The organism is Streptomyces chrestomyceticus JCM 4735, from assembly GCF_003865135.1.
Classification (GTDB): domain Bacteria; phylum Actinomycetota; class Actinomycetes; order Streptomycetales; family Streptomycetaceae; genus Streptomyces; species Streptomyces chrestomyceticus.
On the sequence record NZ_BHZC01000001.1, the window covers coordinates 7,012,065 to 7,025,435 of the forward strand.

Consider the following 13,371-nt stretch of genomic DNA (forward strand, 5'->3'; position numbering starts at 1 on the left):
AGGGCGACCATTGCCTTTTCTACGTTTAGGGCGGTAAAAAAGCTGCACTTGCCGAACAACGGCACAGCAATGGGCGCCACGGGGGAAAGGCACAGGAAAGCCGATGTTGCTGGAAGAGGTTTACGCGGGTGCGCCGACCGTCAAATCGGGGCGGCATATCACCACCGTCAATGAATTCACCGACCAGTCGCCCGCACTCCGCCCGGAAGTGCTCGCGGAGGCGACCAGCCGGCTGATCGAACTGGGCAGTTTCGAGACCGGGAAGATCCTGGTCGAGGAGGACAAGGGCGCGATTCTCGGCAGCGCGGTGTCGCTGGCCGTCGGGCTGCCGCTCGCCGTCGCCCGCTGGTACACCTACGACCTGAGCGGGCACGGCATCTCGGTGCCGCTGGACAGCGAGTACTTCGCGGGCACGCTCTACGTCAACGGCGTCGAGCCGGGCGACCGGGTGACGATCGTCGACGACACCATCAGCACGGGCGGCACCCTGATCGCCCTGATCGAGGCCGTCCGGGCGGCCGGTGCCCGGGTGGAGGAAGTCCTGGTGGCGGTGGAGAAGCCGGAGAACGGCGGCCGGCAGCGGGTCGCCGAGCGCTTCGGCATCCAGGTCCGCTCGGTCATCCGCATCGCGGTCGACCCGGAGTCCGGCCGCGTCGCCGTCCTGGGCTGACCGCCGCACGGGGAACGCCGCCGCGCGCCCTCGCGCCGCGCGCGCCCCCGTTCTCCGTACGCATGCCGGAAAACCACCGTTCACACCCGCCCGAGGAGTTCTGTGTGAGCACCACCAGCCCCGGCGCCGAGACCGGCCGCACACCGTTGTACGAACTACGCCATATTGCCGAACCCGGAGCCGCCCGCATATTCGCGAAATGTGAATTCCGTAATCCCACCGGAAGTCACAAGGACCGGGTCTTCTCCTACATGATCGATGAACTGGAGCGGGCCGGAACGATCAGCCCCGGAATGACCTTGGTCGAATGTTCGACCGGAAACGGCGGCGCCGCGCTCTCCCGGGTCGGCGCCCAACGCGGATACCGCATTGTCGTCATCATGCCGGAAGGCATGACCGAAGAACGCCGTAAACAGATCGCGTCCTGGGGCGGCACGGTCGTCGAGACCTCCGCCGACGGCTTCCTGCTGGAGGGCGAGGAGACCGCCCGGCGATACGTGGCCGAACACCTCGGCAGCCACTTCCTCGACCAGTCCACCAACCAGCTCAACTGGCGCGCCTGGCGCTCCTGCGGCCGCGAACTCGTCGCCGACCTGCACGCGGCGGGCGAGACCCCCGGCCACTTCATCTGCTCCATCGGCACCGGCGGCACCTTCACCGGCATCGCCGACATCCTCAAGAGCGCCCACCCCGCCCTGCGCACCTGGGCCGTCGAGGTGGACCGCTCGGCCGCCCTGTACGCCAAGCGGCACGGCCTGCCCTTCGAGCACCACAGCCACAACATGATGGGTCTGGGCCCGGGGAAGGTACCGGCCAACCTCCGCGAGGAACTCGTCGACGAGGTCGAACTGATCACCGGCGACGACGGCTGGAACACCATGAAACGCCTCATCTCCGAGGAAGGACTGCCCGTCGGGCCCACCGCCGGCGGCAACATCTTCGCCGCCCAGCGGCTGGCCAGGACCCTGCCGCCGGAAGAGATCGTGGTCACCGTGCTGTTCGACTCCGCCTGGAAGTACCTCAGCATCTGGGACGGCCGGTACGAGCAGTACGGGGCGGAGACGGACTCATGAGCGCCGAGCGGTTGTCCACGGCGGCACCGGACGTCGCGGCGCGCCTGGCCGCCGTCACCGCCCGCCTGAACCTGGCCTGTACGCGCGCCGGGGTGCCGCCCCGGGACGTACGGTTCGTCGCCGTCAGCAAGTTCCACGGCGCGCCCGCGATCACCGCCGCCCTGGAAGCCGGACACCGGCACTTCGGCGAGAGCCGGGTGCAGGAGGTCCAGGGCAAGTGGCCGCCGCTGCGCGAGCGCCACCCCGGCACCCTGCTCCACCTCATCGGTCCACTCCAGACCAACAAGGCCGCGGCGGCCGTCCGCGCCTTCGACGTGCTGCACAGCGTGGACCGGCCGCGCCTGGCCGCGGCCCTGGCCGCAGCCATGGACCGCACCGGACGCCGCCCGGACTGCTTCGTCCAGGTCAACGTCGGCGACGAACCGCACAAGAGCGGCGTGCCCGTCGCCGGGACGGACGCGTTCGTCAAGGAGTGCGTGGACACCTACGGCCTCCCCGTCGTCGGCCTGATGTGCATCCCGCCCTACGGGGGCGACCCGCGCCCGCACTTCAGAACGCTGCGCACACTGGCTGCCGCGTCGGGCCTGCGGCAGCTCAGTATGGGGATGAGCGCCGACTTCGAGACCGCGGTGGCCGAAGGCGCGACCACGGTGCGGGTCGGCGAGGCGGTCTTCGGTCCGCGCCCGCGGCACTGAGGAGGTCCCGTGACCGCGCTGTTCGTCTTCAGCCTGTTCTCCGCCCTGGTGGACGTCTTCGCCTCCGAACGCCTGCAGCACGTGGACCCGGGGAGCGTGGCCGCGGTCGCCTTCACCCTGACCGGGGCGTTCTTCTGCCTGCTCACCGCCGTCCGGCTGCGCCCGGCCCGGCTGCTGGCCGTCGTCCGGGCGCACGCCGCCGACCTCGTCGTCCTCAACATCACCACCGCCGTGACCTGGCTGACGCTCCTGTACGCCCTCAAGCTCATGGAGCCGGCCGTCACCAACGTCGTGTCCATCGCCATCGGCCCCGCCTTCACCGTCCTCCTCCAGGCCCTGTGGTGGAAGCGGGACCGCGTCCTGCCCGGCGAGCTGCTGTCCGCGATCGGCATCCTGCTCACCCTGGCCGGACTGGTCTGGGCGTCGCTGGACGGCCGCAGCGGCGTCGGCGACCGGGCCGCCCTGGCCATGACACTGGGCCTGTGCGCCGCGGTCGCCTCCGGCGCCGGCGGGGCCGCCAACGTCGTCTTCTCCGCCCGCCTGGGCGCGGCCGGGGTCGACGTACCGACCGTCATGGGGCTGCGGTTCGGCCTGGTGGCGGCGGTCGGCTGGACGCTGGCGTCCTTCTCCGGGGCCGAGCAGCTCGGCCGGGCGCTGGTGCCCGGCGCGGTGGTGGCCGTCATCGGCGTCTCGATCCCCGCCTACCTGGTGCAGATCGGGGTACGGAAGGTCACCCCGATGACCGCCTCCATGATCTGCGCGCTCGCGCCCGCCATGACCCTCCTCCTCCAGTTGGCCGACTCCCGGCTGACGTTCTCGGTGCCGTCGACCCTCGGCATCGCCGTGATCACCGTCTTCATCGCGATCGGGCTGCTGGCCCGCCGGGGCGCGCCCCCGGCCGCGGTGGCGCAGGAAAGCAGGACCCATGCAGTGTCTGATCGTTGACGCCTACTCCACCGGCCGTTTCCTGCCCGCCGCCCTCGCCGAACTCGGCGTCAAGTGCGTCCATGTGCAGAGCGCCCCGACCCTTCCGTACTACCTCCTGCGGACCTTCCCGCAGGACGCCTTCACCGAATGCCTGGTGCACGACGGCGACCTGGAGGCCCTGCTGGACGCGGTGCGCCCGGCCGCCCCCGCCTTCGTCCTGCCCGGCAACGAGAGCGGCGTCGACCTCGCCGACACCCTCGCCCGCCGCCTCGGTCTGCCCGGCAACGCCCCGGACGAGCGGCGGGTACGGCGCGACAAGTACGACATGGCGATGGCCGTACGGGCCCACGGGCTACGCGCCCCGGACACCCTGCGCACCTCCCGCTTCGACACCGCCCTCGGCTGGGCGCGGGCGCACGGCCGCTGGCCGCTGGTCGTCAAACCCGCCGACAGCGCGGGCACCGACAATGTCTTCTTCTGTGCCGACCCGGTCGAACTGTGCACCTCCTTCGGCCACATCCTCAGCTCGTCCAACGTCCAGGGAAACCGCAACAAGACCGTCGTCCTCCAGGAACGCCTGACGGGCACCGAGTACTTCGCCAACACCGTCAGCGTCGACGGCCGCCACCACATCGCCGAGATCTGGCGCTACCACAAGCGGCGCGGCCGCAGCGGGGCGGCGATCTACGACTACGAGGAGCCGCTGACCGCGCACGACCCCGCTGCCGCCGCCCTCGCCCCGTACCTCCTGGGCGTCCTGGACGCGCTCGGCGTGCGGTGGGGGCCCGCGCACTCGGAGGTCATGCTGACCGCCGAGGGGCCCGTCCTGATCGAGACCGGCGCCCGGCTGGCCGGCAGCATCCTGCCGCACGTGGTCAGCCGCTGTTTCGGCACCAACCACGTGGAACTCACCGCCCTGGCCGGCAGCGACCCGGCGGCCTTCGCCGCCCGCACCGCCGTCCCGGCCGAGCCGCGCACCGGACTGCGCTACGTCTCGCTGATCTCCCCGTTCGCGGGGCGGCTGACGTCCCTGGACGGCTTCGAGCGGCTGCGCGAGCTGCCCTCGTACGCCGACCACCACCTCGGCGTCCGGGCCGGCGACTTCCTCAGCCCCACGGTGGACTCGGCGACGTCACCCGGCGTCTGCTACCTCCTCCACGAGGACGAGCGGCAGATCGAGACGGACTACCGGCGGCTGCGCGCGCTGGAACTCCAGGAGACGGGCGGGCTCTACGAGGTCGTCAGGGAACGGTGAACACGGCGCCCGGAGGCCGCCTGACCGGCCTCCGGGCGCCGCCCGCCTACAGACCGAGCCCGGCCTCCAGGACCTTGGCCACCGCGTCCTTCTCCCCGTCCAACTGCACATCCGCCACCGTCTGCCGTCCGAACGTGAACAGCAGCAGCTCGCCCGGCTCACCGGTGACCGTGACGACCGGCGTGCCCCGGTGGGCGACAGCCGTCCGGCCGTCCGGCCGCCGCAGCACCAGCCCCACCGGCGACTTGCGGCCCAGCAGCCGCGCCATCTTCTCCAGACGCGACCACAGGGCGTCCGAGAACACCGGGTCCAGCTCGCGCGGCGTCCAGTCGGGCCGCGCCCGCCGTACGTCCTCGGCGTGGACGAAGAACTCGACCGTGTTGGACGCCTCGTCGATCTGCTTGAGCGAGAACGGCGACAGCTTGGGCGGACCGGTCCTGACCAGCCGCAACAGCTCGTCGAACGGCTTCGCGGCGAACTCCTGCTGCACCCGCTCCAGGTGGCTCGCCAGCGGTTTGAGGAGCAGCCCGCCGGCGGCGTCCGGCCGCCGCTCGCGCACCACGACGTGTGCGGCGAGGTCCCGAGCGGTCCAGCCCTCGCACAGCGTCGGCCCCTCGGGCCCGGCACTCTCCAACAGGTCGGCAAGCAGCAGCCGTTCGCGCTTCGCATGGGTCGACATGTGCCCACCCTACGACCGGGGTGCGGCCGGTGCCACGGCGCCGCGCTCCGGCCACGGCGCCGGGTATGTCCGGATGCGCGGTCGTACGGCCGGCCGCCGGGCGTCCCCGCCGTACTTCAGCCCCGCAGCAGCAGGACGACCGTGACCAGCACCCCGGCGGCGAAGATCGCGAACAGCACCGCAGCCGCGACCTTCGCCGTACGGTCGGCGTCCGGAGGCGGCGGCTGGCGGGTCATGGAGGCAGGATGCCGTACGCCACCCGCACCGCGCGCGCCGCCGGGGAAGCCCCGGCGCGGCAGCCACGGGCGGACCGCCCGGCGCACCGGCCGCCCGGCGCACGGCACAATGGACCCATGAGCAGCCGCGTCCTGAAGTCCCAGCTCGACCCGGCCGTCGCCGCCCGCCTCAAGCGCGACGCCGACGGTCTGGTCCCCGCCATCGCCCAGCAGTACGACACCGGCGAGGTGCTGATGCTCGGCTGGATGGACGACGAGGCGCTGCACCGCACGCTCACCACCGGCCGCTGCACGTACTGGAGCCGCAGCCGCCAGGAATACTGGGTCAAGGGCGACACCTCCGGACACGTCCAGCACGTGAAGTCCGTCGCCCTGGACTGCGACGCGGACACCGTCCTGGTCAAGGTCGACCAGGTCGGCGCGGCCTGTCACACCGGAGCCCGTACCTGCTTCGATGAGGATGTGCTCACCGGAGGGCAGTAGGCTCCGCGCCATGACCTCGGGAACCACCGGCACCGCCACGCCAGACCTGGAGAACTTCCGTAAGCTCGCCAAGGACCGGCGGGTCATCCCCGTCACCCGGCGGCTGCTCGCCGACGGCGACACCCCGGTGGGCCTCTACCGCAAGCTGGCCGCCGAACGTCCGGGCACCTTCCTGCTCGAATCGGCCGAGAACGGCCGCACCTGGTCCCGGTATTCCTTCATCGGCGTCCGCAGCGCCGCCACCCTGACCGTGCGCGACGGGCAGGCCCACTGGCTGGGCACCCCGCCGGTCGGCATGCCCTCCGGCGGCGACCCGCTCGCCGCCCTCCGCGCCACCGTCGAGGCGCTGCACACCCCGCGCGACCTGATCGAGGGCGAGGGCCTGCCGCCCTTCACCGGCGGCATGGTCGGCTACCTCGGCTACGACATCGTGCGCCGCCTGGAGAAGATCGGCGACAGCACCGCGGACGACCTCGGCCTGCCCGAGCTGACCATGCTGCTCACCTCCGACCTGGCCGTACTGGACCACTGGAACGGCACGGTCCTGCTGATCGCCAACGCCATCAACCACAACGACCTGGACACCGGCGTGGACGAGGCGTACGCGGACGCCGTGGCCCGCCTGGACGCGATGGCCTACGACCTGGCCCGCCCGGCCCCCGCGAGCGCCGCGGCCCTGCCGCCCTCCGAACTGCCCCCGTACACCGCGCGGTGGGGCGGTCCCGCCTACCAGGAGGCGGTCGAGGACGTGAAGGAGCGCATCCGCGCGGGCGACGCCTTCCAGGTCGTGCCCTCGCAGCGGTTCGAGACCGCCTGCACCGCCTCCGCGTTGGACGTCTACCGGGTGCTGCGGGCCACCAACCCCAGCCCGTACATGTACCTGCTGCGCTTCGAGGACGGCATCGACATCGTCGGCTCCAGCCCCGAGGCGCTGGTCAAGGTCGAGAACGGGCAGGCCACGCTGCATCCCATCGCGGGCACGCGGCCGCGCGGCGCGACCGTCCCGGAGGACCAGGCCCTCGCCGACGAGCTGATGGCCGACCCGAAGGAACGCGCCGAACACCTGATGCTCGTCGACCTGGGCCGCAACGACCTGGGCCGGGTCTGCGAACCCGGCAGCGTCGAGGTCGTCGACTTCATGTCCGTCGAGCGCTACAGCCACGTCATGCACATCGTCTCCACCGTGACCGGGCGGCTGGCGCCCGGCCGTACCGCCTTCGACGTGCTCACCGCCTGCTTCCCCGCGGGCACCCTCTCCGGCGCCCCCAAGCCGCGCGCGATGCAGATCATCGAGGAGCTGGAGCCGACCCGGCGCGGCCTGTACGGCGGCTGCGTCGGCTACCTGGACTTCGCCGGCGACTCCGACACCGCCATCGCGATCCGGACCGCGCTGCTGCGGGACGGCACCGCGTACGTCCAGGCCGGCGCGGGCGTCGTCGCGGACTCCGACCCGGTGGCGGAGGACACGGAGTGCCGCAACAAGGCGGCCGCCGTGCTGCGGGCCGTGCACACGGCCAACGGACTGGGGGTCTGAGCAGGGCGTTCGCGGCGCTGGGGGACCGCGCGGGGGAAGCGGGCGCGCCGCCTCCGTACAGTGGTGGGTGTGACTGCCGTAGACCCTTCCCGTACCGGCGCGACAGCGGCTTCGCCGGCCTCGCCGCCCAGGCCCGCACGCAGCGGCCGCAGCCTGGCCCTCGCGCTGATCGCCGGCGCGGCCGGCGCCGCCGTCGTGCTGCTGGCCTCCGGCCGCACCTGGGCGAAGGCCACCGCCGTCGTCGCCCAGGGGCAACTGCCGCAGACCGCGTCGGGGCAGGACGTCACGGGCGTGCCCGGGGCGCTCGCCATCGTCGGGCTCGCCGCCCTGGTCGCCCTCTTCGCCGTCCGCGGGGCGGGCCGGACGGCGGTCGCCGTGCTGCTCGCCCTCAGCGGCGCGGGCACCGTCGTCGGCGCGTACCTCGGCATCTCCGACACCGCCGCACTCCGCGAGAAGGCGGCCACCGCGACCGGACTGTCGGACGCCGGTGTCCAGGACGTTTCGCACACCTTCTGGCCCTGGGTGGCGGTCGTCGGCGGCCTGCTGCTGCTGGTCGCGGGGGTTCTGGCGCTGCTGTACGGGCGCCACTGGCCCGCGATGTCCGCGCGCTACGAGCGCGCCGGCGCGGCTCCCCGCGGCCCGCGCCGCTCGGCCGCCGCCGACCCGGACCGCCCGGAAGAGATGTGGAAGTCCCTGGACCGGGGCGAGGACCCGACCCGGTAGTGGCCGCACCCCGGCCATCGGGGACAATGGACCACGAGGGATCACCGCGCCCCGACTCAGGCGCGAAAAAAGCTACGAGGAGCACTCATGTCGAGCAGTGGCCACGGACACACTCCCGCCGCCTGGACCGGCGTCATCATCTCGTTCATCGGCTTCTGCGTCGCCGGCGCCTTCACCGTGCTGGCGAACGTGCCCGGCTTCTGGGCGGGCATGGTCCTGATCGGCCTCGGTGCCGTCGTGGGCGGCGTGATGCGCCTGGCCGGGATGGGCCAGGGCGGCAAGAAGACCTCCCACGGTCCGGCCGAGGTCCGGCCCCAGGAGGGCTGAGTCCCCGCCGGGCCCGGCCCGGCGACAGCGGATCCTACGACGGCGCGGCCTCGTGGCCCGTACGGAGAGGCGCTCTGGTGGCGCCCCCGTACGGTGGCCCGGGGCCGCGCCGTTCGCTTGTCCGGGCGGGGTGGGGCGGCGGGTGCGGCCGGGTGGTCTGAGCGGTCACCCGTACGGCGGCTGCCGCGCTGCGTTCCCGCTGGTGCGGCCGCACAATCGCCTCGTGAGTGAACCCGTGGCACCGGACGGCGGGCCGGGCTCCGTGTCCGGGCCCGGCGGTCCAGGTCCTGCTCGTCCGGCCGCTGTCCGCCAAGCCGCTGCCCGCCCGACCGCTGCTCGCCCGGCTGCTGTCCGCCGAGCCGCTGCTCGCCCGGCTGCTGTCCGTCCGCCCGCGCCGCGTGGCCTCGTCCGGCGGCTGGCGGCGCCGCTCGGCGCCATGGCGGCCGTCGTCGCCTCCTTCGCCTTCGTGGGGCTCGTCGACCCCAACGAGCCCGGTCACTACCCGGCCTGCCCCCTGCTCGCCCTCACCGGCATCTACTGCCCGGCCTGCGGCGGACTGCGCAGCGCGCACGCCGTCGCGCACGGCGACCTCGCCACGGCCGCCGGAGCCAATGTGCTGGCAGTCGCCGGTTACGCGGCTTTCGCGCTCTTCTGGGCGGCCTGGACCGTACGGGCGGCACGCGGGCTCCCGACGGCGGGCCCACGGCCCGGAGCGGCGCACTGGTGGGCGCTGGCCGGGCTGCTGCTCGTCTTCACGGCCGTACGCAATCTGCCGGTCGGAGAGGGGTTGACTCCGTGACCGGCGCTGGCCGCCGGGGGCGGGCATGAGGGTTTCCCTCCGGTTTCCCTCCGTTTCCGTGCCGCCTCCGGACGCGGTACGCACAGCCCGTCACGGCCTCTGGATCAAGGTCGCGGAGATCCGTGCGCCGAGGTGTCGAAAGCCTGTCTGACCTGCGGGTTTCCCGTCCGTGGCGAGGCGTCTCCGTCCACCTGGTGGGACTGCCGTCAACCGGATGTGAGACCTTTGCCCCGCGCCGGATACCATCGGAGAGCCTGACGGGGTGACACTGCCCCGGAGGGCGACTGTCACCCTCCACCGCTCAAGAAGGAGGCCGCTCGCGTGAGTGTGCTCGACGAGATCATCGAGGGAGTCCGCGCCGACCTTGCCGAGCGGCAGGCGCGCGTCGGCCTCGACGAGCTCAAGGAGCGGGCCCTCAAGGCGCGCCCGGCCAAGGACGGAGTAGCGGCCCTCAAGGGCGACAGCGTCACGGTGATCTGCGAGGTCAAGCGCTCCAGTCCGTCGAAGGGCGCGCTCGCCGCCATCGCCGACCCGGCCGGCCTCGCCGCCGACTACGAGGCGGGCGGCGCGGCGGTCATCTCCGTACTGACGGAGCAGCGGAAGTTCGGCGGTTCGCTCGCCGACCTGGAGGCCGTCCGGGCCCGGGTCGACATCCCCGTCCTGCGCAAGGACTTCATCGTCACCGCCTACCAGTTGTGGGAGGCCCGCGCGTACGGCGCCGACCTGGCGCTGCTGATCGTCGCCGCGCTGGAGCAGGAGGCGCTGGTCTCGCTGATCGAGCGCGCCGAGTCGATCGGGCTGACGCCGCTGGTCGAGGTGCACGACGAGGAAGAGGTCCAGCGGGCGGTGGACGCCGGTGCGCGGATCATCGGGGTCAACGCCCGCAACCTGAAGACCCTTGAGGTCGACCGGGGGAACTTCGCGCGGATCGCGCCGGAGATCCCGGACCACATCGTCAAGATCGCCGAGTCGGGTGTGCGCGGGCCGCACGACCTGATCGCCTACGCCAACGAGGGCGCCGACGCCGTACTGGTCGGCGAGTCGCTGGTCACCGGCAAGGACCCGAAGACCGCCGTCGCCGACCTGGTCGCGGCCGGCTCGCACCCCGCCATCCGGCACGGGCGGGCCTGACACCCCCATGACCACCACCCGCCTCCACCGCCCCGGCCCGGGAACCCTCCCGGGGCCGGACGGCGTGCTCGCCGCGGCCGGTGCCGCGCGCGATCCGCACGCGGCGCTGGGGCGCGGGTGCCGCCCGCGTGGCTGCCGGGCGCCCGCCCGCCGGGTGCACGGACGGCGGGTCAGGTATCACATCGGCGCGGAGCCGGGCCAGATCAACGGCAGGCGATGGCGTCGTAACGGCGCGCTGTAGCCGCTCGTTGCCGGGCGAGGGTGATTAATACCCGTACGGGGGTTCCGTCCCCGGTGCCCGCTCGTTCGCGCCATGTGCCGCCTTCCGGCCTGTGTGCCGTGCCGCTCCGTACCGTTGCTCCCTGCCTGCCCGGCGGGGCGTTCCGGACGGACCGGCTGCCTGCGGGCCGTGGCGTGCGCAGTGCTTCCGCGGCTCCGCTTCCGCCTCCGCCGTCCTGTCTCCACGCCGTCGCCGCGTGCCGTTTCACGGCGCCGCGCGAGGAGCGCGTCGGGCGCGGGGCGCACCGCATACCGTGATGCCCGCATATCCATACTTCCGGGGCAGTTGCCCCGATCGAGGAGTACGTCGGATGTCTTCTGACTTCTTCATCCCGGACCCGGAGGGTCAGGTCCCGAACGCCGGAGGCTACTTCGGCGACTTCGGCGGCAAGTTCATCCCCGAGGCGCTGGTCGCCGCGGTGGACGAGGTGGCCGCCGAGTACGAGAAGGCCAAGGCGGACCCGGCCTTCGCCGCCGAGCTGAACGACCTGATGGTCAACTACACCGGCCGGCCCAGCGCCCTGACCGAGGTGCCGCGGTTCGCCGAGCACGCCGGCGGCGCCCGGATCTTCCTCAAGCGCGAGGATCTGAACCACACCGGCTCGCACAAGATCAACAACGTGCTGGGCCAGGCGCTGCTCACCCGGCGCATGGGCAAGACCCGCGTCATCGCCGAGACCGGCGCCGGCCAGCACGGCGTGGCCACCGCCACCGCCTGCGCCCTCTTCGGCCTCGAATGCACCATCTACATGGGCGAGATCGACACCGAGCGGCAGGCCCTGAACGTCGCCCGGATGCGGATGCTCGGCGCCGAGGTCATCGCCGTCAAGTCCGGCAGCCGCACCCTCAAGGACGCCATCAACGAGGCGTTCCGGGACTGGGTCGCCAACGTCGACCGCACCCACTACCTCTTCGGCACGGTCGCCGGACCGCACCCCTTCCCGGCCCTGGTCCGTGACTTCCACCGGGTCATCGGCGTCGAGGCCCGCCGCCAGATCCTGGAGCGCACCGGGCGCCTCCCGGACGCCGCGGTGGCCTGTGTCGGCGGCGGCTCCAACGCCATCGGCCTGTTCCACGCGTTCCTGGCGGACGCCTCCGTACGGCTCGTCGGCTGCGAACCCGGCGGCCACGGCGTCGAGACCGGCGAACACGCCGCCACCCTCACCGAGGGCACCCCCGGCATCCTGCACGGCTCCCGCTCCTACGTCCTCCAGGACGAGGACGGACAGATCACCGAGCCGTACTCGATCTCGGCTGGGCTGGACTACCCGGGCATCGGCCCGGAGCACTCCTACCTCAAGGACTCCGGCCGCGGTGAATACCGCGCCGTCACCGACGACGCGGCCATGCAGGCCCTGCGGCTGCTGTCGCAGACCGAGGGCATCATCCCGGCCATCGAGAGCGCCCACGCGCTGGCCGGCGCCCTGGAGATCGGCCGGGACCTGGGCACGGACGGGCTGATCCTGGTCAACCTGTCCGGGCGCGGCGACAAGGACATGGGCACCGCGGCCCGCTACTTCGGGCTGTACGGGGCGCCCGCCGACGACGCGGTGGAGGCCGACGACACCGACGCCACCGACACCGCGCTCGGCGCGCACGACGAGGGGAGCAAGTGATGGCGGGCCACGTCGGACTGCTCAGCAGCACCCTGGCCGCGGCCAAGGAGGAGAACCGCGCCGCGCTGGTCGGCTACCTGCCGGCCGGCTTCCCGACCGTGGACGGCGGCGTACGGGCCGTCACCGCGATGATCGAGGGCGGCTGCGACGTCGTCGAGGTCGGGCTGCCGCACAGCGACCCGGTCCTGGACGGCCCGGTCATCCAGACCGCCGACGACATCGCGCTGCGCGGCGGCGTCAAGATCAAGGACGTCATCCGTACGGTCGGCGAGGCGCACGCGGCGACCGGCGCGCCGGTGCTGTGCATGACGTACTGGAACCCGGTGGACGCGTACGGCGTCGAGCGCTTCGCCGCCGACCTGGCCGCCGTGGGCGGCGCCGGGTGCATCCTGCCCGACCTGCCGGTCGAGGAGTCCGGGGTGTGGCGGGCGGCGGCCGAACAGCACGGTCTGGCCACCGTGTTCGTGGTCGCGCCGAGCAGCCGGGACGAACGCCTCGCGAAGATCACCGAGGCGGGCAGCGGCTTCGTGTACGCGGCCTCGCTGATGGGGGTCACCGGCACCCGTGAGTCGGTCGGCCGCGAGGCGCAGGGCCTGGTCGCGCGCACCCGGGCCACCACCGACCTGCCGGTCTGCGTCGGCCTCGGCGTCTCCAACGCCGAACAGGCCGCGGAGGTCGCGCAGTTCGCCGACGGAGTCATCGTCGGGACGGCCTTCGTCAAGCGGCTGCTGGAGGCCGGGGACGACCTGGAGGCCGGCCTCGCGGGCGTCCGCGCACTGGCCGGTGACCTGGCGGCGGGCGTACGCAAGCGCGGGTGACCCCGGGCGGCGTGCGGTCGCACGTCTGAGTGGGCGCCGGTGCCGGTCCGGGCCGGTGCCCGGCGAGGCTGTCCCTCGTTAGGACGAAGAACGCGGCGGAGGGGTGCGAGGGCGCCCCTCCGCTTC

Annotated in this window: 15 protein-coding genes; 14 read left to right on the forward strand and 1 reads right to left on the reverse strand. The window is 72.8% G+C overall.

Features of this window, described 5'->3' with window-relative positions; translation table 11 throughout:
- Positions 1–103 precede the first annotated feature (103 nt).
- From EJG53_RS30730 to EJG53_RS30750, 5 genes are all read left to right on the forward strand, one after another.
- Complete coding sequence (locus EJG53_RS30730) at positions 104–670, forward strand: phosphoribosyltransferase family protein (RefSeq protein ID WP_031003932.1); 567 nt, start codon at positions 104–106, stop codon at positions 668–670.
- Positions 671–774: 104 nt separating this feature from the next.
- Positions 775–1,743 carry a PLP-dependent cysteine synthase family protein gene (locus tag EJG53_RS30735; protein WP_174856483.1) on the forward strand — a complete coding sequence of 323 codons (969 nt, stop codon included), beginning with the start codon at positions 775–777 and terminating at the stop codon, positions 1,741–1,743.
- Positions 1,740–2,438: a YggS family pyridoxal phosphate-dependent enzyme gene (locus EJG53_RS30740; protein ID WP_125047605.1), complete on the forward strand. Its 699-nt coding sequence runs from the start codon at positions 1,740–1,742 to the stop codon at positions 2,436–2,438. Before EJG53_RS30735 ends, EJG53_RS30740 begins: the two co-directional genes overlap by 4 nt.
- Before the next feature lie 9 nt (positions 2,439–2,447).
- Entirely contained in the window at positions 2,448–3,383 is a 936-nt protein-coding gene (locus tag EJG53_RS30745) for an EamA family transporter (protein ID WP_125047607.1), read from the forward strand.
- Entirely contained in the window at positions 3,364–4,620 is a 1,257-nt protein-coding gene (locus EJG53_RS30750; RefSeq protein WP_125047609.1) for an ATP-grasp domain-containing protein, read from the forward strand. The genes EJG53_RS30745 and EJG53_RS30750 overlap by 20 nt, the downstream gene beginning before the upstream one ends.
- Before the next feature lie 46 nt (positions 4,621–4,666).
- On the opposite strand, the gene EJG53_RS30755 is transcribed toward EJG53_RS30750, so the two are convergent.
- Entirely contained in the window at positions 4,667–5,299 is a 633-nt protein-coding gene (locus EJG53_RS30755) for a TIGR03085 family metal-binding protein (protein WP_125047611.1), read from the reverse strand.
- A 353-nt stretch (positions 5,300–5,652) separates the two neighbouring features.
- Between EJG53_RS30755 and hisI the strand changes: the two genes are divergently transcribed.
- The 9 genes from hisI to trpA all read left to right on the forward strand — a co-directional run bounded on the left by hisI (position 5,653) and on the right by trpA (position 13,245).
- On the forward strand, positions 5,653–6,018 hold the full coding sequence (gene hisI / locus EJG53_RS30760) for a phosphoribosyl-AMP cyclohydrolase (RefSeq protein ID WP_125047613.1): 366 nt from the start codon (positions 5,653–5,655) through the stop codon (positions 6,016–6,018).
- A gap of 10 nt (positions 6,019–6,028) precedes the next feature.
- Positions 6,029–7,552: an anthranilate synthase component I gene (locus EJG53_RS30765; RefSeq protein WP_125047614.1), complete on the forward strand. Its 1,524-nt coding sequence runs from the start codon at positions 6,029–6,031 to the stop codon at positions 7,550–7,552.
- Between the two features lie 60 nt (positions 7,553–7,612).
- A complete protein-coding gene (locus EJG53_RS30770; RefSeq protein WP_371858746.1) occupies positions 7,613–8,275 on the forward strand; it encodes a TIGR02234 family membrane protein in 663 nt (220 codons plus the stop codon).
- Positions 8,276–8,362: 87 nt separating this feature from the next.
- Positions 8,363–8,602, forward strand: coding sequence for an HGxxPAAW family protein (locus EJG53_RS30775; protein WP_125047617.1), 240 nt, complete (start codon positions 8,363–8,365; stop codon positions 8,600–8,602).
- A gap of 436 nt (positions 8,603–9,038) precedes the next feature.
- The gene (locus EJG53_RS41565) at positions 9,039–9,401 is read left to right on the forward strand and encodes a DUF2752 domain-containing protein (RefSeq protein WP_174856484.1); all 363 of its coding nucleotides are present in this window, start codon (positions 9,039–9,041) and stop codon (positions 9,399–9,401) included.
- Between the two features lie 321 nt (positions 9,402–9,722).
- Entirely contained in the window at positions 9,723–10,532 is an 810-nt protein-coding gene (gene trpC / locus EJG53_RS30785; RefSeq protein WP_125047621.1) for an indole-3-glycerol phosphate synthase TrpC, read from the forward strand.
- A gap of 7 nt (positions 10,533–10,539) precedes the next feature.
- Complete coding sequence (gene trpM / locus EJG53_RS30790) at positions 10,540–10,773, forward strand: tryptophan biosynthesis modulator TrpM (RefSeq protein WP_125047623.1); 234 nt, start codon at positions 10,540–10,542, stop codon at positions 10,771–10,773.
- A gap of 349 nt (positions 10,774–11,122) precedes the next feature.
- Positions 11,123–12,427, forward strand: coding sequence for a tryptophan synthase subunit beta (gene trpB / locus EJG53_RS30795; protein WP_125047624.1), 1,305 nt, complete (start codon positions 11,123–11,125; stop codon positions 12,425–12,427).
- Positions 12,427–13,245 (forward strand): tryptophan synthase subunit alpha, encoded by an 819-nt coding sequence (gene trpA / locus EJG53_RS30800; protein WP_125047626.1) that lies wholly within the window; start codon positions 12,427–12,429, stop codon positions 13,243–13,245. The genes trpB and trpA overlap by 1 nt, the downstream gene beginning before the upstream one ends.
- Positions 13,246–13,371: the final 126 nt, after the last annotated feature.

Coding starts and splice junctions, on each gene's coding strand:
- trpB (WP_125047624.1), top strand. CDS start 11,123: ATGTCTTCTGACTTCTTCATCCCGGACCCGGAGGGTCAGGTCCCGAAC.
- EJG53_RS30775 (WP_125047617.1), top strand. CDS start 8,363: ATGTCGAGCAGTGGCCACGGACACACTCCCGCCGCCTGGACCGGCGTC.
- trpM (WP_125047623.1), top strand. CDS start 10,540: ATGACCACCACCCGCCTCCACCGCCCCGGCCCGGGAACCCTCCCGGGG.
- EJG53_RS30750 (WP_125047609.1), top strand. CDS start 3,364: ATGCAGTGTCTGATCGTTGACGCCTACTCCACCGGCCGTTTCCTGCCC.
- EJG53_RS30740 (WP_125047605.1), top strand. CDS start 1,740: ATGAGCGCCGAGCGGTTGTCCACGGCGGCACCGGACGTCGCGGCGCGC.
- EJG53_RS30730 (WP_031003932.1), top strand. CDS start 104: ATGTTGCTGGAAGAGGTTTACGCGGGTGCGCCGACCGTCAAATCGGGG.
- trpA (WP_125047626.1), top strand. CDS start 12,427: ATGGCGGGCCACGTCGGACTGCTCAGCAGCACCCTGGCCGCGGCCAAG.
- EJG53_RS30755 (WP_125047611.1), bottom strand. CDS start 5,299: ATGTCGACCCATGCGAAGCGCGAACGGCTGCTGCTTGCCGACCTGTTG.
- hisI (WP_125047613.1), top strand. CDS start 5,653: ATGAGCAGCCGCGTCCTGAAGTCCCAGCTCGACCCGGCCGTCGCCGCC.
- EJG53_RS30765 (WP_125047614.1), top strand. CDS start 6,029: ATGACCTCGGGAACCACCGGCACCGCCACGCCAGACCTGGAGAACTTC.
- EJG53_RS41565 (WP_174856484.1), top strand. CDS start 9,039: ATGGCGGCCGTCGTCGCCTCCTTCGCCTTCGTGGGGCTCGTCGACCCC.